Below are 21860 nucleotides of genomic sequence, written 5' to 3' on the forward strand. Positions count from 1 at the left end.
CATCCCTCGCGAATAACTACATCTATGGTTGAGTCAAATAAACGGCTCACTAAGAGCGGCATTCCTACCTGCGAACCGCCCGAAAACGAGACATTCGGAGTAGTTCGTCGATGTTTGGTATCGAAACCCCCAAATCCAACCGAACTCACCCGCAGCAAAAAGCCTTGGGATTGGATTGCCACCCGTCGGTTCTGGACAAGTCTCTGTTTGCTTGAGATGGAGGGCTACAAGTTCCAGACCTTGGGCAGAAGGTAGCCCAGCAAAGGTGAGGTTGGGAATGTAGTAAGATATTGATGGATCTTGTTTGAAGCCATCATAGATTTCCAACTCTCCTCCCAAAGACTCTAGCCAAGCCGAATTTTCCAAAAGTCCCTTCACAAAGGTATCGACAAGTTCAGGCTCTGTTGTGCCGAAGTTAACTTCATTTAAGTAATCGGCGAACTTGTCAGCATCCGCAGTGTTTTTCGGAAAAACCATGTTTGCTGATGACACCAAAGAATTACCACCAGGACATAGCATTTTCTCCAGGATTAAAGTCTCGGCACCGTGTTCATGCGCGGTCAAGGCGGCAGCGGCTCCTGCTGCACCATACCCAACAACAATCACATCAACGGTGATATTAGCTTCACGAAAATTCATCTCAATTCCTTCCGTTTGATAGATGACATTCACACTTACTCATCATCTATGGCGTGTGCAGCAAATCTAAAAGTCAGCGAAAATTTTGCTCGATAATCTCGGTAACATTACGGTGAAGAATTTTGATGATCTCATCTAAAAACGATCCACCATCGGGCAAGTCGCTCAAATACGGGTTCATCATTACCGATCGCAAAACAGGCAAGGAATCCGGCGTCTGCGATAGCCCAAGACGTTTGGCATAGTTACCGATGAATGTCGGTCCGTAATCGTCAAGTTGGAAAACAGTTTTGGTGAGGAAAAATTGATACTTATGAAAGTCTTCGGCTTTACCGTTCTGGTAGTAGTGGACGTGAAAGCGATCGTAAACCAAATCAATCAATTTACTGAACAATTGGGGATCGTCGTTGATGCTATTATCGAGGCGTTTGAAGTTGAAGGCGTAGCAAATGATGTTTTGGTCGGGACCGATTTCACGTAACATCGCCATTGCCTCAGGATCTGCTAGAATCTCCGACTGGGTTTTACCGTACAACCGCTGCCTCAGCGTAGCCAGATAGCTTTCCTTGTCGCCACCAGTCCGCTCGATTGGAAGACGTGGCAATGGTACCATGATAAAGTTGTCCTGTTCCCCTGCCATCAACATTAGGCGCAGGCAGAACAGCTTGGTATTGAGAAGAGATTGGCTGATGATTTTGCCATAGCCGCTTACAGATGGTCTAATGACTTGATGCGATAGGAACACCGCAGCCGCCCTAGCACCAGGCTTAGAACCTTCAAGACCGTAGATGGAAACCGAAGGTTCTTTGGGGCGGATTGACTTGGTACCGCCAATATAGGAACCGGCAAAAATTATGAGATTTTTAATCATACCATTCCGGTAGAGGGTGCCTCCCGCCGGATATGGGATATAGCCTAATTTGTGCGGATCTATCGTTGCTGAATCGCAATTCCTCATCAGCTGCAACTGTTTGAGGGTGTGTTCATTACAGGGTACGCGGCTAAAATCATCTAAAAATAGGGGTGAATTTTCCTCGCCAAATTTGTAATCGCGGCGGATGGTTGACATCAAGTAACCACCCCAAGCAGCATCAACGTGGATGTTGAACTCCAACCCTTTTTTTCGATAGCGATCGCGCAATTCCAAGATGCTATCTATTGGATCAGCAGCGCTCTCTTCAACGCTGCCAAGAATAGCTGCGGTCAAAAGTACCGGATTGCGGGAGTCCAAACACTCAGCTAAGGCTTTGTCGAGAAGAGCCATATCAATCCGACCATCAGCATCAACGTAAACATCGATCTCGTTGTCGGTACCCATGCCAAGAGCAGCTGCCGCCTTCGGCCAAGCATAGTGTTTGGTTGACGCTGTTATGATCTTCAATTCACCAACATCTTGGCAACACTCGCGCGTCATCTTTGACCATCCTCGAGCGTTGAGGCTACGCTTTAACAAAAGATCCCAAACGCTATAGACATCTTTGAGTTTTTCATTCTCACCGCATAGTTCCCAAATTCTTTGCGGTAGGGCGAGAATATCATCCATCCGGATGTTGAACAGTTGCCATGATGTTGCTTCTAGCAATTTAGGCTGGCTACCGTCTACAATCGGCACTTCCAAGTCACGGGCTTTTGCAAGCACTGGTTCCTCCAGAAGGGCAGTTCTTGCCGCAAAGGGGAAGAATTTCATCTCTCGTGTTGCCCACACTGCCTCAATGATGGCAATAGAACCGCCTGCGGTGATATGGCTCCAAGGTTCCATACCGGACAATTCAGGAAAACCGACCATTGCACACAGATCCCGACCTACCTGTAACTCCAACAAAGTTGTTGCTGTTGAACACTGGATAGTGAGTTGGTTGGAATTGTGCAACATGGCAGCAAAGTAGCCAAGCATTGCAGGCATTGTTATGTCCCACAATACATGACCCTGGTAGCGCATACTGAAATAGGGAGTTGCGTATTCGCGCAGATAGTCAAGCAATTTGTCATAGGCGTCCATCAAAGCACTCATACCAGCCTGGTATTCTTTTGAGGCTCTTACCTCTGGTGTGATAGTTTCTGGATCGCCCGGTTGGTATTCCTGCCGATACTGAATAATATGGTCTACAGCTTTGCCAATGAGTTCTTTAAATTCGGCTCCATTTTCCGCCCGTGTACCCAAGAACCAGGTGGAGATATCCCCTGGTGGCTGCGGCGAATTGATGTTGGGAATCCCAGTGACTTGACCAATGGATAACGTACCGTTGTCGTCTTGAATGAATTCGTTGAAGCTAAAGTTTCTAAAACTATGTCCGACCATGTTTATCTGTTTTATTGACTTTGAAACTGATAATGACCAAAAAATTCGCAATCCACGAGGTGTAATTAAATTTATTTAATTGCGATTGTTAATTGTGACGAAGCAATCTGTTTTCGTCTCCACACAAGGTCAATCATTTATCCTGCCACCAACATTTCCTTAACTGCCCGCAAAGATGATTCCACTGCACCCTCTATCCAAGCGGATTGGGTTGAAGTATGTTCCCTTGCAAAATAGATGCGACCTTCAGGTGCAACCACATCCTTATACAATCCCAGTTGCTGATAGGGCTTCATGAAAGTGAAACCCGCTAGGCTCCAAGGGTGTTTGTCCCAATACCAACTTTCCATCCGCCGCAGCACCCCTTCCTGATTGATTTGAGGATGAATCAAGCCCAAAGCTTGCTGAACAACCGCGTGACGCTTTTTTGGGGGCAGGTTCCCTAAATGGCGTGCCTGACTTCCCCAAGTGTAGGAAGCTAACATCACGCCAGGACTAGCTGAGACTTCAGGGTCTAATGCAGAGGCGTTGTCATTGGGATAGTAGGTTGTAGCAATGGGCAGCTTTGTTTCATTTAGACATTAATTCGCTGCTTCTGAGTCAAATACATTGCAATTCTCTCTTGAGAGTAAGCTGCTGAATTGATAAAAATAGGATAGACAGTTGATTCCCCCTCGTAAGCAATTGTTGTACCATCAAAGGACAAAAACATTGGCTCTCCTGGGTCCAAGGCTTGATAATCTCTGTCTTGAAGCTCTGGATGAACCATAGCTCTGACTGTACCATCCTCATTTCTTGGGTAGTCTACATCCAAAAGGTATTTATACAAAGTAAGTGTTTGATTATTTGACTGAATATTGCCGGAATTAAGATTTTCCAGATAGTCCAAAATAGTACAAATAAGTTCTTCCATTTTCTGGAAAACCGTTGCACTAAGAACGCCATGAGCAATTGGACCAGCCTCAATGGCAAATCCCAATTCACACAGAGAATTCAAATATGGGTTTGACTGAGCCGAATCAATAGAGGTGCGATAAACCCGAACCAACGGGTTAATGTGGCTTAAATAAGCAGCCAGTTTCAGGTTAAAAGGATGATTATTTGACAGAATGAGTGTCAAACCCATATTAGCGGTGGTGGTATGCAAATCGAAAATTAAATCCGCCTGTTTATCCCCTTTTAAACCTAAAATTTTATAGATGGATTTGGCGAGCATTTCTTCGTAGCTGTTTTTAGTAGAGTCAAGCAAATCCTTTTGAAGAAAACAGCGATTCAAGTCTTTATCAATATACCGCAAGACTGCGTTGAAAGCTTTGGGGTTTGCCAGCAGAGTCACGGTCTCAAAACTCGCTCTGGTAATCAGGTCAGGAAACTGGGCAAACTTTTTAACTAAATAAACTCCCGTAAACTCATTGCCATGAGTTCCCCCCACAATTGCGACTCGACGTATCTTCACAACTACACCCCTTCCCAATCAGTATGTTTGATCAAAATTGTCACGGATTTTATTAGCGGTGAATGGTTGCAACCGCTCACCACTACCATTGCTCACTCCTTTGCGTAAAGCGCCTTGACTGCGGCGACAACCTGCCCACAATTTGCGATATCAGCTGCTACCTTAGCAATGTGTTCGTCTAGAGCTTGCTCGTGGTCGTTCCAAATGTAGGGACGCTCGGAGTTAGGTGGTTGTCCAACGACATCGCGTACTGCCATATACAAATCTTGAGTTGCGGGTGAAAGGGTGGCGCGGGCATCATAATGCTTGGCAACTTTGTAGGTACGTAAATCAACCGCTTGCACCCCAAACATCAGGGCTATTGCCATATATTGTTGAAAGATTTCTACGCTCACACGCGCTAAATTTGCAGAAGCAAAACCTTGGCTGTTGATATTTTGGTTAAATTGTTCAGCGTGGGTAGGAAATCTGTCAGCTATGGAATTACCATAGAAGGTTAATAACGGCATGATGGAGTTGCCCGTTATTTGCAGACCCTTCAGCCCCATGTTGACATTACGCTCAGTGTTCCCAACTAGAGAGGGTGAAAGTCCGTTGTTAAATTCCGGCGCTACGAGCGAGGCTATTTGTACATCCAGGTGTTTAGCCAATAACCCAATGTAGTAACGCAGCCGATCCATTGCTATACCAACGTACTCACCCAAGAAATTACCGCCGTGATAACTTGCGCCGTTTTCGACATCGATGAGCGGGTTATCAGTGGCAGAGTTAATTTCCACCTCAATTTGTCTTTTAATCTCCTCAATGCCATCGACAATCGGTGCGATATACTGGGGTAAGCAGCGCTGCGAATAACTGTCTTGAATCGGTTGATCGTTGCGGTAGTCGTGAGAACCGTCTAATTCGTCGCGGATTAAACGTGACCCAGCCAGCAGGTTGAGCATAGAGGCGGCAACCCATTTTTGCCCTGGATGTGGTTTGAGCTGATGAATAAATGGGTGGAATGATTGATTGGTGCCATTCAAACCTTGGATAGCTAGGGCGTGTGCCCCCACCGAGAGTGCTAAGAGAATTTTGGTGTCGTACACGCAGTTCGCAGCGATGCCTGTCATGACTGAGGTGCCATTTACCATTGCCAACCCTTCTTTCGGAAGTAGTTGCAGCTTGTCTAAACCCAGCTTAGAAAGGCTGTTGGTGCATCGGTTTCTTCGCCTTGGAAGTCAACGGTAAAGCAACGATCCACACCACTCAACGCCCCAGTGATGTAGGCTAAAGGTGTCAAATCGCCACTAGCACCGATTGAGCCAAACTCATATACGTGGGGTGTGACACCAGCATTTAAGAACGTCTCCATACGCTTGATGAGTTCAAGGCGAATGCCAGATGCACCATGCAAGTGGGAGTTAGCACGCAAGAGCATGGCAGCGCGGACATCCCTCTGCGGTAATCTTTTTCCTGCCCCTACCTTGTGATACCACATTAGGTTGTTTTGCAGCACAGCGGCATCTTCACCGGAAATCGCGACATCTGCCATACCGCCAAAGCCACTTGTTACGCCGTAAATTGGCGTTCCCGATTCCACAGCATTCTGAATGTAGTCACAGGATGCTTGGATACCCTGCAACACCTCAGGATTATCGCTTATGCATACTTTGGCACCATGACGTGTTACACTGACTACTTCGTCTATTGTCAGGTTGCGGTTGCCCAAAACTACGGTTTTGTCTGAACTGCCAAATGACATTGTGTTTTTCCTTGGAAATGCTGTATTCATTTTTACAAACCTTAAATTTTGATAACTTCTGTCTATGGTTGCAGTTTGGGAGCAAGCTGATCTTGTCCTGTTTAATAACCCGCAACGTCTGCTTATGACACCGCTGCCTTCTGCGTAGTCAATTTTTGAAAACGTGATACTTTAAACAGACTAATATCATGTTTAGTTTCACCAAGAAGCAATAACTCAGATAAAATCTTGCCCACCAATGTAGAGAACTTGAAGCCGTGTCCAGAAAAACCCGCAGCAAAGACCATGTTTGGATGCTCAGGATGGCGATCGATAATAAAGTGCTTATCTGGGGTCATGGTATATAGGCATCTACGAGTTGATAATAGTGAACCATTGGCACCAGGAAGGTACTGACGCAAAAAATGCCGCATCCGTTCAACCCATTGTGGATCGGGGGTATAATCTACTTCACTGGGATGGCTGACAGTTTCCCAACCATAAAAAGTAGAAATTTTTACTCCAGAACCTTGATGTGTGGGAATACCGTAAGGTTCTTCGCCGTAATCACGATTTATATGGGCTAAGAACACTGGGAAGCGCCCTGGCTCATAATCTGCGCTATTGTCTGGCGCGAAAAACCCCACCTGAGTGGGCATTATCCTCAAAGGCAGTTCTATGCCAAGTGGTGCTAACAAAGTTGAGGTCCAACTACCTGCAGTAATTACAATTCGAGCAGCGGCATAAGTTTCACTCGCTGTCTGCACTTCCACACTGTTGTTGTTAATCAGAATCTTGGTAACAGGTGTCGAGTCTATCAGCGTTGCGCCCTGCGCCTGAGCCAGACGAGTATGAGCCAATACACACTTTGATGCTGCCAAAAATCCAGTATCTTCCTGATACACCACTTCCATCTCTTCATCAAACCGGATTTGGGAAAAGTGAAGGCTTGCTTCAGTTGCAGTCATTTTCTGGTAGTCAAGCCCAGCAGAGTTTATACTATTCAACAGTTGCTGAAAGTTTGGCTCAGTTGGTAGACCAAAATCAATACCCCCAGTCTTAACGTAGAGTTTCTCAGAAGCTTTTTCCTCTAGGGCAAACCACAGCGGATAAGCAGCCCGCATCAAATTGATGTAAATTGGATTGTCGTAGACATAGCGGATGATTCGCGCAACACCATAAGAACTACCGAGTTGATGATCCACTTCAAACTGCTCTAGCAACAAAACTCGTTGTTTGGCAAGGGTTAGGTAGTAGGCAGCAGCACTACCCATAGTACCTGCACCGATAACGATCGCATCGAAGTGTTGTGTCATCAAGCTTCTTCCTACAAACCAACTATGCTTTTGGAACATTCAAAGCCGGATTGCGAGTAAAGAAACCTGTGGGCAATATCTTAAAGCCAACCGTTTCTACAGGCATGACTGGGTAATCTTCAGGACGAGTGATATGAGTTAACCCTACCGTGTACCACAACACCACATCTTCCCCAACCAAGGATTGATCGTCACTTACATAAGTGGGTAAACCTTGCCCTGGCTGTCCTTGATTCGGATAGTCCCCAGCCGCATATAACTCAGTAGGCTTGTATTGTGTTACCCAAACATGGTTGTTCACGAAACCCGCCCGTTGACGTATATACGATTCCGGTGCGGCATAAGGCACTGTGTTATTTTCCGGTTCTAAAGTGTAACCGATTTCTCCACCCAAAGCATTTTCCTTAGTTGCATTAATCACCGCCCAATGCCGACTGGTTTGGATGTTCAGGTTCCGCGTTGCATTCTGTTCCCCCGTTAACAATGTTTCTGTCTCAACAAAGGCATTGCCAAGTGGATTAGTCTCACTTATTGGCAGTCCCTGAACATTCGACTCCTCTACAGAGTTCTCTAAGCCGTCCACATCAAAATCAAGACGGTAGTTGAAGAAATGTTGGTGATTGGGTCCTAACACGTTCGGTGCGACTATAGGACTATATTTATATTCATCGCTTTCATCTAGTTCAGAAGCGTTTGTGGCATTTGTCCCCTTCAGCCAAAGAATACCCGTCAGATCCACCTCAACTTCAATGCTGCCGTCCTGTTTAAAGATCCAATCAAAGGCATAATCATAATTGCCAATCGTGGCGACTTGAGTCAGAACGAGTTCTCTACCTCTGCGTACTTCAGTGCTTTTGGTTTGGGAATTGTAATGCTGCCAGAGTATGCCACTATCTCGCTCATACACGCCTAACGTATCTTCTGACACATAGGCTTTCCCAAAGTCATCCGCAAAGACGCTATCCAGCAGCACGGCATTACTAGGAACTTGTTGACCTAATTGCAAGGTGTTGGAGAATCGTCCTAGTTGGTAATCACCAACGTCAAAGGAACTTCTGAAGTTCCAGGTAGGGCTTGGATCGGCATAAGGCACTACCATTTCGGAGAGGGAGGCGCGGTACAAGATGGGGCGGACTGTACCGTTGTCGTTGTAGCTGACTTGATCTAGCACCAATCCAGTGCGTGGGTCCATTCTGTAGTGGAAATTCCAGTTGTCCCAGGTGATTTGGTTGCCCTGAATTTGGAAGCTAGCTCCCTCAGGTTGATTAATTTCTAGGGGGCGCAGAGGGTTGCGTAGATTGCCAATGGACACCTCATCTAGTCCGGCGTTGTCTTTTGAGATGGGAACAACGCCCGTATCGATGAAATTGATGACTTCTTTAGTGTTAAGATTGACTGTGGCGAGGACACCTTCTATCGGATGCGCGTAGTAGTTATTGTCCCCGGTTTGCAGGTAGGAGAGTCCTCGAATTAGACGCACTCCACTAGCACGTTCTTCGGCTGTAAGATTGCCGGGAGCCGAGCCAGTAACAACTATATCATCAAAGTTGCTGATGCCGCGTTCTCTCATGGCTTCTTGCCATCTGGGGTCAGCTTTGACAACAGAGGAAACGATTTCCCGCTCTTCGGGTTCAGTAAGATTTGGTTGGACACCAGGAATTTCTTGCCAAGAAGTCAGTTGTTGGGCGTTAAGGTCTACGATACCCTCGAAAACTTTATTTTGTTCTCTTTCCAGAACGACGATTTTGGCTTCACGGTCAATGGGGCTGCCTGGGGTGTATGCTAGGACAGAGGCTTTGTCAGGTTCAAACAGGTTGACGCTAGGAAAAAGCGCTGAGTCGCTGAGGTTCTGAGTCTGTTTAACAATACCTACGGCGGTGGTAATTTCTTCTGCTGTCAGGGGATCTAGCGGATTGGTGAACAACTGGGTTGGACTATAGTTGCCATACACAAGTCCTCCCATCGAGTTGTTTGATGAAAGAATGAGTCCGTCTGTTGTCAATTGGCTTGTACCGTCAAGACCATAAGCCCAAGTCTGAGAACTATTATTATTTAATAGCAACCCTTCTGAAGTTTCCATTTTTTCCTTGACAATCAGGTGTAAATCAAGTCATTTTATGCATACCGCCTGAAAAAAGTCTCGCTCACACAACATGGCATAGCGGTAAATCGAATGTAGCTGAGGTGTAGCGCTCGTGTATTGATCCAAACTTTCCAGTTGTTGTCCCAAGCGATACAGGCTTATACTGGGTAAGATAGCGGTGATCGCTGCCTACATCACTACTCCAAGCGGTAGCCAGCAAAAAGTTAGCATAACGACAGTTTCCATAAATTGATGTCGTCAGTAACAAAAGCAACGCAATTAAGGTGAAGTGGGTACAGAGAAAATATATAGTCCCAATTCTAGTCAATGCGATCGCTTAGCATATGTTTGTTGACTGATATACTAGTAGCCATTTTTCCGCATTCCTAAGTCATTTCACGCTTACTCTTGCTAAAGGTGAGAGCGAGCCGAAAAGGCTTGCCATTCTATCAGATGAGTGCGGCTGTCACTTAAAAGTTGCGATCGCAGCATAAGGTGAAGCGCTCTTACAGTCAAGTTATTTTTTCCCTTTTCTCGTTAATTGTATTTAGATAGAGAAATTCTTTTTTTTACATGATATTTACTGTTTAATTGGCACAGTAATAATATCGTATTACTACTTGCATCGCTTTATCTACTAAAAAGCAGATGTTGTACGGAATATTGATTACTTCTCCAGATAGAGATTATGTGAGTGGTCATCTGACCAAAAGTTGATACCAGCGACACCAAAGATATGCTTAACGCCAATCTCTTTGAGACGAAGCAGCAGATATTCGCCAACAGTAAAATTTGTCATTCTTATCTCTTACCAGGAGAAGCATTTTAAGCAGTAGGCGTATTAGTGCAGCCTTGGTTGAATAGCTCTGCTCGCAGTTGGGATACTTTGTCTGTAAACTGCTGTAAATAATTGGAGCGCGCCGCCGAGTCCATAAAAGCCGCGATAAAGCTATTTTGTGCCAGCTTCTCGATATCATCGGCTGTTAAGTTAAATGTGTCAGCTACCTGCAAATAGTTTTCAACAACGTCTGCATGAAACATCGGCGGATCGTCCGAGTTGACGGTGACAAAAACGCCAGCATCCATCAGTCGCTTGATTGGGTGAGCTGCCATATTTGGGAAGATTTTTAACTGAATGTTACTAACTGGGCAGACCGTCAGGGGAATTTGGATTTCCACTAAGCGCTGTAACAGTTTATCATCTTCTATAGAGCGCACACCGTGGTCGATGCGTTCAACACCCATATCGAGTGCATCCCAAACACTCTCTGGACCTGCGTCTTCACCTGCGTGAGCAACAAGCCTAAAGCCTAATTCTTTTGCCCGATCGAATGCTACCTTGTGACGGGAAGCAGGGTTAAGAGCTTCCTTACTGTCCATCCCAACACCAATGATTCCGGCTTGTTCTCGGCTTTTGTGAGCTAGTTCCACCATACTCAGGCTCGCTTCTGGATCGGTTGTCCTGTCCATGTCTGCAATAAACCACATTTCTACACCGTATCGTTCTTTGCTCTCAATGCGACCAGCAGCAATACCCGAAATCACTGTTTCCCACTCAATTCCACGGTTTCGATGAGCATCATAACTGAAAAACACTTCGCGGTAGGCAATATTTTGTCGCGCTGCGTCGGCACCAAATTCAACGGTAATGGTCTTAAAGTCTTCTGCTGTTTGTAAAGTTGAAGAGGTGAGCGATAAGATATCAATAAACTGGTTGAGGTTTTCAAATTCGTAAAACTTTTTAGCGCTTTCTTCGTCTTCAAAAGGTAACTTAATAGAGTGGCGTGCAGCTAACTTTAATAAAGTTGCTGGTTGAATTGAACCTTCTAAATGACAGTGCAATTCAGCTTTAGGGATGCGTTGGATAAACGCTTTGAGCTCTTTTGTAAGCATGAAAACCTCTATTGATTACAAATACTTCGGTTTAGGAGCTAGTACCGCAAGGCGGAAGTCAAAAGTGAAGGTAACAAGTCAAAAGTATTATGGAATGAGGTTTTTAGGGATTTTAAATGGTGAACCAGCGCTGCAGGAGGGTTTCCCGACCTAGGCGACTGGTGAACCCGAAGGGTTGCCCTATTTACGCCGCGTTGTACTAGATTATTAAATACTCCTGCAAGACATTCAAAATGGCATCTACTTGCGGGCGTGGAATGTTATTAAGAACTCAAGCATTTAAAGCTCTCCAAACTCTTTCTGGTGTCATAGGAAGTTGAGTCAGCCTGACACCCGTTGCATGAAAAACGGCATTGGCGATCGCAGGTGCAATACAATTAATCCCAATTTCTCCTATCCCCTTAGCACCAAACGGACCATTGGGATCTGCTTTTTCTACCAAAATGATTTCCATTGGTGGTACATCCTGTGCGGTGGGAATCCGGTAGGTACGCAGTGCTGGGTTAAGAATCCGCCCGTAGTTGTCCTTGCGGAGTTCTTCCCACAGAGCATATCCTAATCCCATGACAATTGCACCAGTCGCTTGACCGTGGCAAATTCTGGGATTAATTGCAGTACCTATATCAAAGGCTTGGACGCAACGCACAACTGTAATCCGTCCAGTCTCAGTATCAACTTCGACTTCGACCCCCGCAACTGTAAAGCTCAAAGAAGACACATCTGCTGTATAATCTATCTCTACTTCTAGAGATTCCTGTTCTTTTTGAGCCAATGCCACAAGTTCTTGTAGAGAAATTTCTTGCTGTTTTGCCTTGACAGTTAACCCAGCAAGGGTAATTTCTTCTGGTTGAGCATGCAAGAGTTTTGCCGCAAATTCTACCAGACGCGATCGCAATTTTTGCGCGACTTTATTGACAGCTTGACCTGATATGCTAGTGGTGGAAGAAGCATAAGCTCCGGCATCAAATGGTGTGCGGTGCGTATCAGCAGCGAGGAATTCAATATCAGCAACCTCTGCACCAAGAACCTGGGCAGCAATTTGCCGCAGGGAAGTATCTGAACCAGTGCCAACGTCAACTGATCCAGTTCTCAGTTCATACTTTCCGTTGGCTTTTAGTGATAGTTTAGCCCCAGCATGATGTATTTTGGTTAAACCACTGCCCTGCATTGCAACTGCAAACCCAACAGAGCGTCGCAGATGTCCATCTATAACTCTTGGCATTCCAGGAGCATAACCCAGCGCCTGCGTGACAGCATCAAAGCATTCTTGCACTGCGTAGCTGCCAATTACGTTGATGTGATCTTCTTTTTCACTTCCTAGTTTGATTTCATCGTCTGGACGAATGATATTTTTCTGATGGATTTCAATCGGATCTATACCTAGTTTTTCAGCAATTTCATCCATATGGGATTCAACGGCAAAGGAGCCTTGAGTTACACCATATCCACGAAAACCCCCACCAGGCATGATATTAGTGTAAACAGCTAGCCCCAGAAATCGTTGATGGGGACAACGGTACAAACCAAGAGGAAAGCGACCTGTGTTATAAATAACAGTTGGACCATGATTGCCATAAGCTCCCGTGTTTGCTATGACTTCCATATCCTGAGCCACCAGCGTACCATCTGCTTTCACCCCAGTTTTCAAGTGAATTGTCATCGCATGGCGGCTATTAGTTGCGGTGAATTCCTCTTCCCTTGTGAATTCCCATTGCACTGGCTTTCCGGTACGTAGCGTTGCTAAGGCGCAAAGGTCTTCTGTAAGATACTCTTGTTTGTTGCCAAATCCTCCACCAATCTGTGGTTTGTAAATCCGAATTTTTTCCTTTGGCAACTGGAAAATTTGACTAAGCTGCCTTTGACAGTGAAATGGGACTTGGGTGCTGGAGCGTATTACCAGTGTTCCGTCAACTTCAAGCCAACTGACACTAACGTGAGGCTCCAAGTGAACGTGCTGAACAGCTGGAAGATGATAAGTGTTTTCGACAATCAAATCAGCTTGTGCAAATCCCTGTTCTACGTTGCCATTCTCTAGAACAACTTTAGCTGCAATATTGTGCTGGGCATCATAAATTTGGGACGACTCTTGTTCATCATGAATCACAACAGCGCTATCGTTCATTGCTGCAATTGGATCGGTGACATGGGGTAGGATTTCGTAATCCACTTCAATCAACTGACACGCGAGTTCAGCAATGCTTGAAGATTCGGCAACGACAGCTGCAACGCGATCGCCAATAAAGCGCACTTTGTTGTCCAGCAAATAGTGGTCCAAGGGGTCTGGCACTGGCTCTCCTCTACCAGCAGTGCTGTAGGGTATTCGCGGTACATCCTCATGGGTAAAAACTGCATGCACCCCACTTAAGGCTTTTGCTTTTTCTGTGTGGATACAGCGGATGCGGGCGTGGGGATGAGGCGATCGCAGTACCTTCAAATGCAACAACCCTTCAGGCGTCCAGTCTGCTGTGTAGGCTGGTTGACCTGTGACGATTTTTACACCGTCCTGCTTGGGAATACTCTGCCCAACTGGTCCGGAGGTAGTCGTCAACTGCAAGCGTTCTGGCGTCCGACAGCTGCCCTTACCAGTCCGCATGAGAATGCTATCGATGATTGCCTGGTAACCAGTGCAGCGACATAAATTTCCTTCTAAAGCTCTGCGAATTTCTGCTTCTGTCTCTTGTAGAGACGTTGCATCCGAAAGTTCTACAATTTTCTCGGCACTCATAATCATGCCAGGGGTGCAGAACCCACACTGGAACCCTTGGCAATCTAAAAAAGCTTGCTGCATCGGTGCCATTTCACCATCCACCACAAGTCCTTCAATCGTGGTGACAGAGTGACCTTCAATTTGCATGGCTGGGTAAATACAGCTATGAATCGGCGCGCCATCTACCCAAACAGTGCAACTGCCACAATCGCCAGTTTCGCAAACACGATGCACACCAACCCTGCCTAGATTGCGTAACAAACTGAGTAAGCTTGTTCCTGGGGAACAGGTTTCGCTATAGGTCTTGCCGTTGAGTTGAAAAGTTATCGATTCTGGCATAAAACTTCTGAGAGTGTTCGCTGCATTAAAACTTTCGTGACGTGTTGGCGATAAGCCGCACTTGCCCTTTCATCTTCTAGAAAACAATCAACCGGAAGCTGCTCGAAGAGTGCTTCGCAGAGTTCTTTTGGAGTGGGAGGTGCTGCAAACTCCACGATTCGTGGTGCGGGAACACTAGCACCGAGTCCAAACCGTACTTGGGCTGTTTTTCGATTATAAGCTGCTACCACTATTGACACTGCATAACCGGCAGTGGCAACGCAAATCCGCTGATAGCTAATTTGCCATTCTAAGTTAGATACAGGAATCAAGATTCTTCGCAAAAGTTCTCCGGGTTGCAGGATTGTTTGCTGCACCCCAATTTGGAAATCTCTGGCTGGAACAAAGCGAGGTGGAGAACCTGAACTCACGATTTCGTAGCTTGCCCCCAACGCAACCATAACGGGTGCAAAAGTACTTGCAGCTAAGGCTAAACAAAGGTTGCCCCCCACAGTCGCTTTATTGGTGACTTTAAATGATGCCAACTCGTCAATGGCGCGGTGAAGTGCTTTCACAGATGTCCAATTGAGAGGACAGTCCCATTGGCGCAATTTTGCCATAGGGCAAGTTGCACCGATCGCTAAACCAGATGGCATGATTTCAATTTCTGACCAGCCTAATTTCTCCAAATCTATTAGCACTTTTAAATCAGGTTCCTGGTGGGAGAAGATCCAGGTGCCGCCAGCAAGAGGTGCCCATCCCTGCTGCCAGTTTTCGACTGAGAGTAAATCTGTTGGACTAATGTACGTTTCGATGTTAGGCAAATCCATAAAAATCTAAAAAACTAACTTCTTGGGTTAGAAAAACTAGCGATCGCTCCTTTGATTCTATATTGAGGTTTTTACTTAACTTTTAGCAGCATTTTTACCCGCGATCCGCCCGTAAACGAGACATTCGGAAACGTTCGTCGATGTTTGATATCGAAACCCCCAAATCGAACCAAACTCCCCCGCAGCATACAGCCTTGGTATGGGATTGCCATCTGGATCTAGAACCCGCGCCTGTTTGTCACGTCGCGGACCACCTTGTGTATTGTATAGCAGTGGCATCAGTTGCATTGCGTAATATGGGGGTTTGATCGGTTTCAAAGTCTCTGGCTTACGCCCAAAATCAGAGTCTACGCCAGAGCAGCAGAAGTGATTATATTTACCAATAGACAATTGCAAAGCTGTCTCATCAAGCTGTAGCAATTTACTCAGTTCGTTCAGATTATCCGCTTTCAAGATCCAACCTTTTTCAATTTCCTTGGAGTTGTCCTCACTCCACTTATAGTCTAAAGCAACTACATTATTCGAGAAAATACTTAAACAAAGCGATTTGCCGCGTGCATTTTCCTCGTCCATAATCACATAACAAGGTAGGCGAGAGTAGGTGTAGGTTCGCGTATCAAATTCACTAGTTGCGACACCCGCTTCATGAGCTTCGAGTCGTGTCTCATCGAGAAAACGGTTCCCGTACCGATCCACATAAATGAAACCCGGTTTGCGGAGCGTAATAGCAAAACCAGTTTCAAATTCCGCAGGCTTGAACCCCAGTACAGTTGCTTGGGCGTTCATATGCCAAAGTTGGGCACCAACTTTTTGTACCATTTTGATACCATCACCCGTATTTCCCGGACTTCCAAGCAAGCCAATATCCTTCTTCGGGTCCAAATTCTCCGATTTCATTTTTTGATTATTCTCGAAACCACCGCAGGTCATAATGACACCTTTCTTCGCGCAAATGAAGATTTCTTGCCCTTCTGTCTCAGCAATCACCCCGATAATCTCACCGCGAGAGTTCTTCACTAGCTCTTTGGTGGGAGTGGAAACCATGACTTTGATACGACGCGATTTTACGTGTCGATCTAAAAGTTTCCAAAGACGATGACCCCCCGTCGGTTCAGGACAAGTCTCTGTTTGCTTGAGATGGAGGGCTACAACTTCCAAACCTTGAGCACTTGGTAGCCCAGGAAAAGTGAGGTTGGGAATGTAGTAAGAAAGTGAAGGATCTTGTTTGAAGCCATCGTAGATTTCCAACTCTCCTCCCAACGACTCTAGCCAAGCCGGGTTTTCTAGCAGCCCTTGAACAAAGGTATCAACAAGTTCACGCTCTGTTGTGCCAAAGTTAACTTCATTTAAGTAATCGGCGAATTTGTCAGCGTCCGCAGTATTTTTAGGAAAAACCATGTTTGCTGATGACACATAAGAATTCCCACCCCCGCGCGGCATTTTCTCCAGGATTAAAGTCTGAGCGCCGTGTTCATGGGCGGTCAATGCCGCAGTTGCTCCTGCTGCACCGTAGCCAACAACAATGACATCAACTATAATATTAGGCTCAGGAAAACTCATCTCTACTTCCTCTGTTTTAAAAAGACATTTAAAGCTCTCATCGATCCACCCAAGTGATGGCATTTTTTGACTTCGCCAACAGTATCAGTTATTGTTGGAACCTAGATAGTTTAAACAAACTCGTATCATGCTCTGTTTTTCCGAATAGAGCCAGATCCGCTAGTATTTTGCCAACTAGCGTCGAGAAGTTGAAGCCACGCCCACAAAAGCCTGCCGCAATTACTATATGTGGGTAGTCCGGGTGGGAGTCGATGATAAAATGTTTGTCTGGAGTCATAGTGTAGAGGCAGCGGCGGGTAGACATTAACTGTCCATTAGCACTAGGAACGTACCGACGTATGAATTGGCGAATGTCTTCAATCCACAACTGACTGGGAGTATAATCAACCTGAGTGGGACTACTGACCGTTTCCCACCCGTAGCAGGTTGAAACTTTCACACCGATGCCGCCATCATCAGCAATGCCGTAGGGCGTGTCTCCATAGTTGTCCTTGATATGGAAGTAAAACACCGGAAAGCGCTCTGCCAAGAACTCCGACTTTGGGGTTGCCTGAAAAAAGCCCAACTGCATAGGCATCACACACAGCGGTAAATTCAATCCCAGTTGTGCTAAGAGTTCGTTGGTCCAACTGCCCGCAGTCAGCACTAGTAGGTCAGCTGTGTAACTTTCTGTGGTAGTAAAGACCGTAACTCCATTCTCGCTCTTGCTGATGCTCGTTACTGGAGTTTGGTCAATGAGTGTTGTACCAAGCGTTTGCGCTCTTCGAGTGAAAGCTAGAACGCAGCGAGAAGCCCGAAGATACCCTGTGTCTGGGTGGTACAGGGCGTGCATTCCTTCATCTGGGTGGAATTGGGGAAATCGTTTGCAAACCTCAGAGTCTGTGAGATATTCATATTCCAACCCCGCCTCCGAAGCACACTTTAGCCTTTTCTGGAATGTTGGCTGCTGTGGGAAGCTGATATCCAGCCCTCCTGTTTTGACGTAAAGCTTTTCTCCCGTCTCGTCTTCCAACGCAAACCATAGCTGATAAGCGGCGCGTGCCATATTGATGTAAATTGGGTGGTCGTGCGTATAGCGGATGACTCGTGAATAACCATAGGAACTTCCTTTTTGGTGGTTCAACTCAAACTGTTCCAACAGCAGCACTCGCACTCCGGCTTTAGCTAGGTAGTAGGCGGTTGCACTTCCCATAACACCAGCACCTAGAACAATTGCATCAAAGTTTTGTGTCACTATTTTTGACCATATCCTGTTGCTAAATTTATATATCTACAGCAATCCGCTCATCATTCGTAAAATTCCCGCTTAGGGTAGAGACGCGCTTGCAGTATCCCTGCGGGAAAACCTCCGGTTTACGCGTCTCTACATTTATGTATTTTTTACAAATTATATATATTTAGGTCACTGAAGTTGTTGTAAACCTTGTGACAACGCAAATTGTCACGAGTGAAGTTGACTCAAAAAACACAACATTTCATTAACAAACGTTTTTGGTTGGTCTATGAAAGGCCAGTGACCTGCATCTTCAATTGCTCGCCATTCAACATCTGATGCAGTCAGCATAGAACGAGAAAGTTCTGCCGTACCGCGTGGATTTCCCAGCAAATATATCAAAGGAATTTCCAGGGTACCGAGCCTTTTAGCTAACTGAGCGCCTCTAGAAAGTTCAACTAATTCTTTGCTGTTTAAATAGTATGTCTGTTGCTGACACAAGCAGAGGCTGGCATAATAACTACGCAGTGCAAAGTCTTCCAATCCATCAGAGTATATAGAGTTGCGGATAGTGTTGAACCCATATTTCTGGAAATCTTCTAAAGAATAGGACGCAGCTTGACTACTAAAGGTACAGTCTTCGATAGAAATATTACCTTCAACGTTAATGAAACCTTGCACAAGTTCAGGGTATTTCTCAGACAATATCAAACCAATCACTCCTCCCATCGAATGACCTAGTATTATTACCTGGTTGATACTTTGAAATTGCAGCCACCTTGCCAAACTATCAGCGTGTTCTTCGAGAGATTTTGGCGTCACAGACCAAAGACTTTTTCCATAACCTTCAAGGTCTAATGCAATGTGAGACCATTGGCAAAGATGCTCATTTTGAATCAGTGATTCAAAGCAGAGACTAGATTCACCCAAACCATGAATATATAAGATAGTTCCTACAGAATTGTCAGAGTTGATCCATCTGCAGAACATATTATGTTCAAAGCTAGTGTAAAACATGGCAGTATAAGGGTAATTAACAATTGTGGCTACACGCCTACATAAACTTTTGTCAAATACATTTTTCGTTCAGTGAGGTTTTTATAAATAGGGCATTTCATTCTTTGAAGAAGTAATAGATAGTTGCCAACAGTACAATTGCCATTGTTTTATTTTCCATTTATTGTCACTTCTTGCTGTTCAGGGGAAAATGTCTTCAATTCGTGCTTGAGACAACGCAGCCGTGGTTTTTGGGGGTCAGTCAAATCCAGCTTGTCCCAAGGCACTCTGTACCCGCCTATACCTTGACGCGCTCCCAAGAGGTGCAAAATTTTGAGTCCAATTGTCCAAGCTGATAGCCGTTCTAAGATGGCAGCAGAGCCAATCAGATACTCCTGGACGATCCATTCATTCCCTTGCTTTTGGGCACGTACCTCTTCAATACGTCCGACCTCTTTGCCTTCTCGATCCAGCACCGCTTTGCTAAGCAATAATTCAAGATGAATTTCACCCGAAGCCATTACTTTCCCCCTGGAATCCGTTCGATAATGTGTTCCCGTAGCCATTTTTCGTTAGCTAACACTGGCGTTGCTTCGGCATCGAGGTCAACATTTACATCAATGCCAACGTCGCGCACTTTTGAAAAAGGAATCCGAAATGACTCACTGTGCTTGGTACCCCACTTGCTTGCAAGTGCTGCTACCCAACGTTCTAAGCGTGGATGCAGCCTTCGGGCGAGGGTTGGCATACCCACTTCGATGTAAGCCAGTCGTGGTGGTTGCCCTTCGGGTAACTCCATCACAATCCCATCGACTCTGCCCATTTTGCAATTATTGCGGTCAACCAACTGGTTATCCAAAACATCTCGGATCACGTCCATCTCAACCTCCAAGAATTTCCAAAGGGATGGCAATAATTGCCAAGACAAACGAGAGGGCGATCGCAAAGATGATTACGCTATTACTAATCCAACCATTACGATACTTGCCAACGTAGTGGTTATCATTCATCAAGACTAGCAAAGGTACGATCGCCGGCGGTAAGATGAGTACTGTAATCGCCATTGTGAACAGCGTCAGTTTTAAGGGGTCGATGCCAACGACCATCAGCAATGATGCCAGAAAGACGAACACCGTGTAGACGAAACTAAACCGTGCCGCTTCCTTCGGTTTGAGATTTTCGCCCCAATTCCACCCCAAAGCTTGAGCCACAATATAGGTGAAGCTAAGGCTTGCCTCCAGTGCAGCCCCAAAGCAGCCGATACCCAGCGACGCTGCGAACAGCACGAAGCCCCAGTAACCGAAGGGTTGGGTCAGCATCAGCGCTGCTTGCAAGTAGTTATCAACTTGGATACCCTTGGGGTGAAGTACCATCGCTGCTACAATCAGCACACCCAGCGATACTATGTTACCGAAGCCCATGCCTAAAGAGGCAATAGCGCGATTAGCACCGATATTCTTTTCATCCCATTGGTCTTCTACTACAGTCGATCAGTAGAAATAAAACAGGTGAGGTCCTATCGATGCGCCGAGGATACTAACCGCAATGTATAAATAATGTGCGGTGTTAGAGTGTGGCAGAGTCGGCAACAAGCCAGAACCGATTTGTGTTAGTTCAGGATGAAGCTTGAAAGTTGCGAAAACAAAGGTCAGCGTGATCAGTCCAAGCAGGGAAACGCCATTAGAGATGATGCCCAAGTTGCCTTTCCAAAGTACCAACCAAATCACCATAGCAACGGGCAGAGCAAACCATTGAAAGCTAATCCCCGTTAGCAGTTGTAGTGCGATAGAAACGCCACCGATTTCAACCGCCAGTCCCAGAAAATCGACCACAATTTCGCCGCATAGTGGAATGACAAAATAGTTGAACCCAAAACGCTCGCGGATCGCCGAGGCTAACGTATGTTTGCTTACGGCTGCCATCCGCCCTGACATTTCTACCAGAAAGATTACGCAAATCGCGCCTAAGAGGATTGCCCAGATCAGTTGGAAGCCAAACACAGATCCAGCTTCTGCTGCTGTAGCGATCGCGCCTGCGCCCAGAAAGCCACCGATACTCGTGACGATGCCAAGCGTAATTTGCAGAATTTTATTCATGGCTGCTCACCTGCTACCGTGGCAAACGTGCTAATTGTTTGCTTTTGGGTTGATAGCTGTCTTAGCTTTTGAGCAGTCGCAGTGCGGTCTTTTTGTTCCACCGCCCTTGACATCTGACCCACTGTGGATTCGAGACGCTGTAGATGATCCAGTATCGTGCGACGTTGCGTGGGGTCAGATAATGACTGTGCTATCTTTTCTGTTTCTTTATGAAGTTTTTCAAGCGTTGTAGAGAGTGTTTGTTTTGCGTAGACCGTCGGGACATTGCCGCGTATCCAGCCATCGCCAGTCATCTCGGCAGTTGCTGCCCATGAGGTCACTGTTTGTAACTCTTTTGTAAGTTCTGAAGTGGAGGATTTGCTACTACACGCGGTCAATAGTGTCAGCAACAATAAAGCGCCACCTATCTTGTTCAACAAAAATCTGGCAGGATTGCCCATTTGATTATCTCATAAAATAGCGTCGAGTTAAGAAATAAAAAATTAGAATTTGTTTGCTATCGTTAGAATATTAAAAATTGTAAATTATTTATTTCTATCACTAGGTAGAGTTTCTGCCCTGAGTTCGCGTGCTTTTAGTCACTCATAGTTTCTGACTAAACATAGCAATCCGTGTAGGAGTTACGAACAAAAAGATCCCCGACAACTTCGGCGAAGTCGGGGGAAGCATCATAAATTGCAATGCTTTGACATCCTCTCCCGCCTGAAGTCGGGAGATTCCCGAAACAGATG

At 45.8% G+C, this 21860-nt stretch carries 16 protein-coding genes and 2 pseudogenes; all 18 read right to left on the bottom strand.

Translation table 11 applies throughout. The annotated features are described in order from the left end of the window. Nucleotides 1-33: 33 nt before the first annotated feature. The 18 genes and pseudogenes from ACM0OZ_RS30480 to ACM0OZ_RS30565 all read right to left on the bottom strand — a co-directional run bounded on the left by ACM0OZ_RS30480 (nt 34) and on the right by ACM0OZ_RS30565 (nt 21569). Nucleotides 34-639: an FAD-binding protein gene (locus tag ACM0OZ_RS30480; RefSeq protein ID WP_414586582.1), complete on the bottom strand. Its 606-nt coding sequence runs from the start codon at nt 637-639 to the stop codon at nt 34-36. Nucleotides 640-712: 73 nt separating this feature from the next. Then, nucleotides 713-2938, bottom strand: a complete 2226-nt coding sequence (locus ACM0OZ_RS30485; protein ID WP_414586583.1) for a pyridoxal phosphate-dependent decarboxylase family protein — start codon at nt 2936-2938, stop codon at nt 713-715. 137 nt (nt 2939-3075) lie between these two features. Then, complete coding sequence (locus ACM0OZ_RS30490; protein ID WP_414586617.1) at nt 3076-3501, bottom strand: flavin monoamine oxidase family protein; 426 nt, start codon at nt 3499-3501, stop codon at nt 3076-3078. An 11-nt stretch (nt 3502-3512) separates the two neighbouring features. Continuing rightward, nucleotides 3513-4394 (bottom strand): aspartoacylase, encoded by an 882-nt coding sequence (locus ACM0OZ_RS30495; protein WP_414586584.1) that lies wholly within the window; start codon nt 4392-4394, stop codon nt 3513-3515. 92 nt (nt 4395-4486) lie between these two features. After that, a pseudogene (locus ACM0OZ_RS30500) lies at nt 4487-6168 on the bottom strand (HAL/PAL/TAL family ammonia-lyase). A gap of 92 nt (nt 6169-6260) precedes the next feature. Then, on the bottom strand, nt 6261-7433 hold the full coding sequence (gene solA / locus ACM0OZ_RS30505) for an N-methyl-L-tryptophan oxidase (protein WP_414586585.1): 1173 nt from the start codon (nt 7431-7433) through the stop codon (nt 6261-6263). A gap of 22 nt (nt 7434-7455) precedes the next feature. Further along, nucleotides 7456-9513, bottom strand: a complete 2058-nt coding sequence (locus ACM0OZ_RS30510; RefSeq protein ID WP_414586586.1) for a primary-amine oxidase — start codon at nt 9511-9513, stop codon at nt 7456-7458. A gap of 670 nt (nt 9514-10183) precedes the next feature. Then, entirely contained in the window at nt 10184-10315 is a 132-nt protein-coding gene (locus ACM0OZ_RS30515; protein ID WP_414586587.1) for a hypothetical protein, read from the bottom strand. A 26-nt stretch (nt 10316-10341) separates the two neighbouring features. Next, nucleotides 10342-11409, bottom strand: coding sequence for an adenosine deaminase (gene add, locus ACM0OZ_RS30520; RefSeq protein ID WP_414586588.1), 1068 nt, complete (start codon nt 11407-11409; stop codon nt 10342-10344). 271 nt (nt 11410-11680) lie between these two features. Beyond that, a complete protein-coding gene (locus ACM0OZ_RS30525) occupies nt 11681-14455 on the bottom strand; it encodes a molybdopterin-dependent oxidoreductase (RefSeq protein WP_414586589.1) in 2775 nt (924 codons plus the stop codon). Continuing rightward, complete coding sequence (locus ACM0OZ_RS30530; RefSeq protein WP_414586590.1) at nt 14440-15264, bottom strand: FAD binding domain-containing protein; 825 nt, start codon at nt 15262-15264, stop codon at nt 14440-14442. The genes ACM0OZ_RS30525 and ACM0OZ_RS30530 overlap by 16 nt, the downstream gene beginning before the upstream one ends. A 75-nt stretch (nt 15265-15339) precedes the next feature. Then, on the bottom strand, nt 15340-16824 hold the full coding sequence (locus tag ACM0OZ_RS30535; protein WP_414586591.1) for an FAD-binding protein: 1485 nt from the start codon (nt 16822-16824) through the stop codon (nt 15340-15342). A gap of 88 nt (nt 16825-16912) precedes the next feature. Beyond that, on the bottom strand, nt 16913-18058 hold the full coding sequence (gene solA / locus ACM0OZ_RS30540) for an N-methyl-L-tryptophan oxidase (protein WP_414586592.1): 1146 nt from the start codon (nt 18056-18058) through the stop codon (nt 16913-16915). Nucleotides 18059-18265: 207 nt separating this feature from the next. After that, a complete protein-coding gene (locus ACM0OZ_RS30545; RefSeq protein WP_414586593.1) occupies nt 18266-19027 on the bottom strand; it encodes an alpha/beta fold hydrolase in 762 nt (253 codons plus the stop codon). A gap of 176 nt (nt 19028-19203) precedes the next feature. After that, nucleotides 19204-19554 carry a hypothetical protein gene (locus ACM0OZ_RS30550; protein ID WP_414586594.1) on the bottom strand — a complete coding sequence of 117 codons (351 nt, stop codon included), beginning with the start codon at nt 19552-19554 and terminating at the stop codon, nt 19204-19206. Beyond that, entirely contained in the window at nt 19554-19913 is a 360-nt protein-coding gene (locus ACM0OZ_RS30555; RefSeq protein WP_414586595.1) for a hypothetical protein, read from the bottom strand. Before ACM0OZ_RS30555 ends, ACM0OZ_RS30550 begins: the two co-directional genes overlap by 1 nt. Before the next feature lies 1 nt (nt 19914). Further along, nucleotides 19915-21129 (bottom strand): annotated as a pseudogene (locus tag ACM0OZ_RS30560) (NRAMP family divalent metal transporter). Further along, on the bottom strand, nt 21126-21569 hold the full coding sequence (locus ACM0OZ_RS30565; protein WP_414586596.1) for a hypothetical protein: 444 nt from the start codon (nt 21567-21569) through the stop codon (nt 21126-21128). Before ACM0OZ_RS30565 ends, ACM0OZ_RS30560 begins: the two are co-directional and overlap by 4 nt. Between the last annotated feature and the right edge of the window lie 291 nt (nt 21570-21860).

The sequence above is a fragment of the Scytonema sp. PCC 10023 genome (assembly GCF_963920835.1).
In the GTDB taxonomy this organism is placed as follows: Bacteria; Cyanobacteriota; Cyanobacteriia; order Cyanobacteriales; family Nostocaceae; genus Kalymmatonema.

Coding starts and splice junctions, on each gene's coding strand:
- ACM0OZ_RS30480 (WP_414586582.1), bottom strand. CDS start 639: ATGAATTTTCGTGAAGCTAATATCACCGTTGATGTGATTGTTGTTGGG.
- ACM0OZ_RS30485 (WP_414586583.1), bottom strand. CDS start 2,938: ATGGTCGGACATAGTTTTAGAAACTTTAGCTTCAACGAATTCATTCAA.
- solA (WP_414586585.1), bottom strand. CDS start 7,433: ATGACACAACACTTCGATGCGATCGTTATCGGTGCAGGTACTATGGGT.
- ACM0OZ_RS30510 (WP_414586586.1), bottom strand. CDS start 9,513: ATGGAAACTTCAGAAGGGTTGCTATTAAATAATAATAGTTCTCAGACT.
- ACM0OZ_RS30515 (WP_414586587.1), bottom strand. CDS start 10,315: ATGACAAATTTTACTGTTGGCGAATATCTGCTGCTTCGTCTCAAAGAG.
- add (WP_414586588.1), bottom strand. CDS start 11,409: ATGCTTACAAAAGAGCTCAAAGCGTTTATCCAACGCATCCCTAAAGCT.
- ACM0OZ_RS30525 (WP_414586589.1), bottom strand. CDS start 14,455: ATGCCAGAATCGATAACTTTTCAACTCAACGGCAAGACCTATAGCGAA.
- ACM0OZ_RS30530 (WP_414586590.1), bottom strand. CDS start 15,264: ATGGATTTGCCTAACATCGAAACGTACATTAGTCCAACAGATTTACTC.
- ACM0OZ_RS30535 (WP_414586591.1), bottom strand. CDS start 16,824: ATGAGTTTTCCTGAGCCTAATATTATAGTTGATGTCATTGTTGTTGGC.
- ACM0OZ_RS30545 (WP_414586593.1), bottom strand. CDS start 19,027: ATGTTCTGCAGATGGATCAACTCTGACAATTCTGTAGGAACTATCTTA.
- ACM0OZ_RS30550 (WP_414586594.1), bottom strand. CDS start 19,554: ATGGCTTCGGGTGAAATTCATCTTGAATTATTGCTTAGCAAAGCGGTG.
- ACM0OZ_RS30555 (WP_414586595.1), bottom strand. CDS start 19,913: ATGGACGTGATCCGAGATGTTTTGGATAACCAGTTGGTTGACCGCAAT.
- ACM0OZ_RS30565 (WP_414586596.1), bottom strand. CDS start 21,569: ATGGGCAATCCTGCCAGATTTTTGTTGAACAAGATAGGTGGCGCTTTA.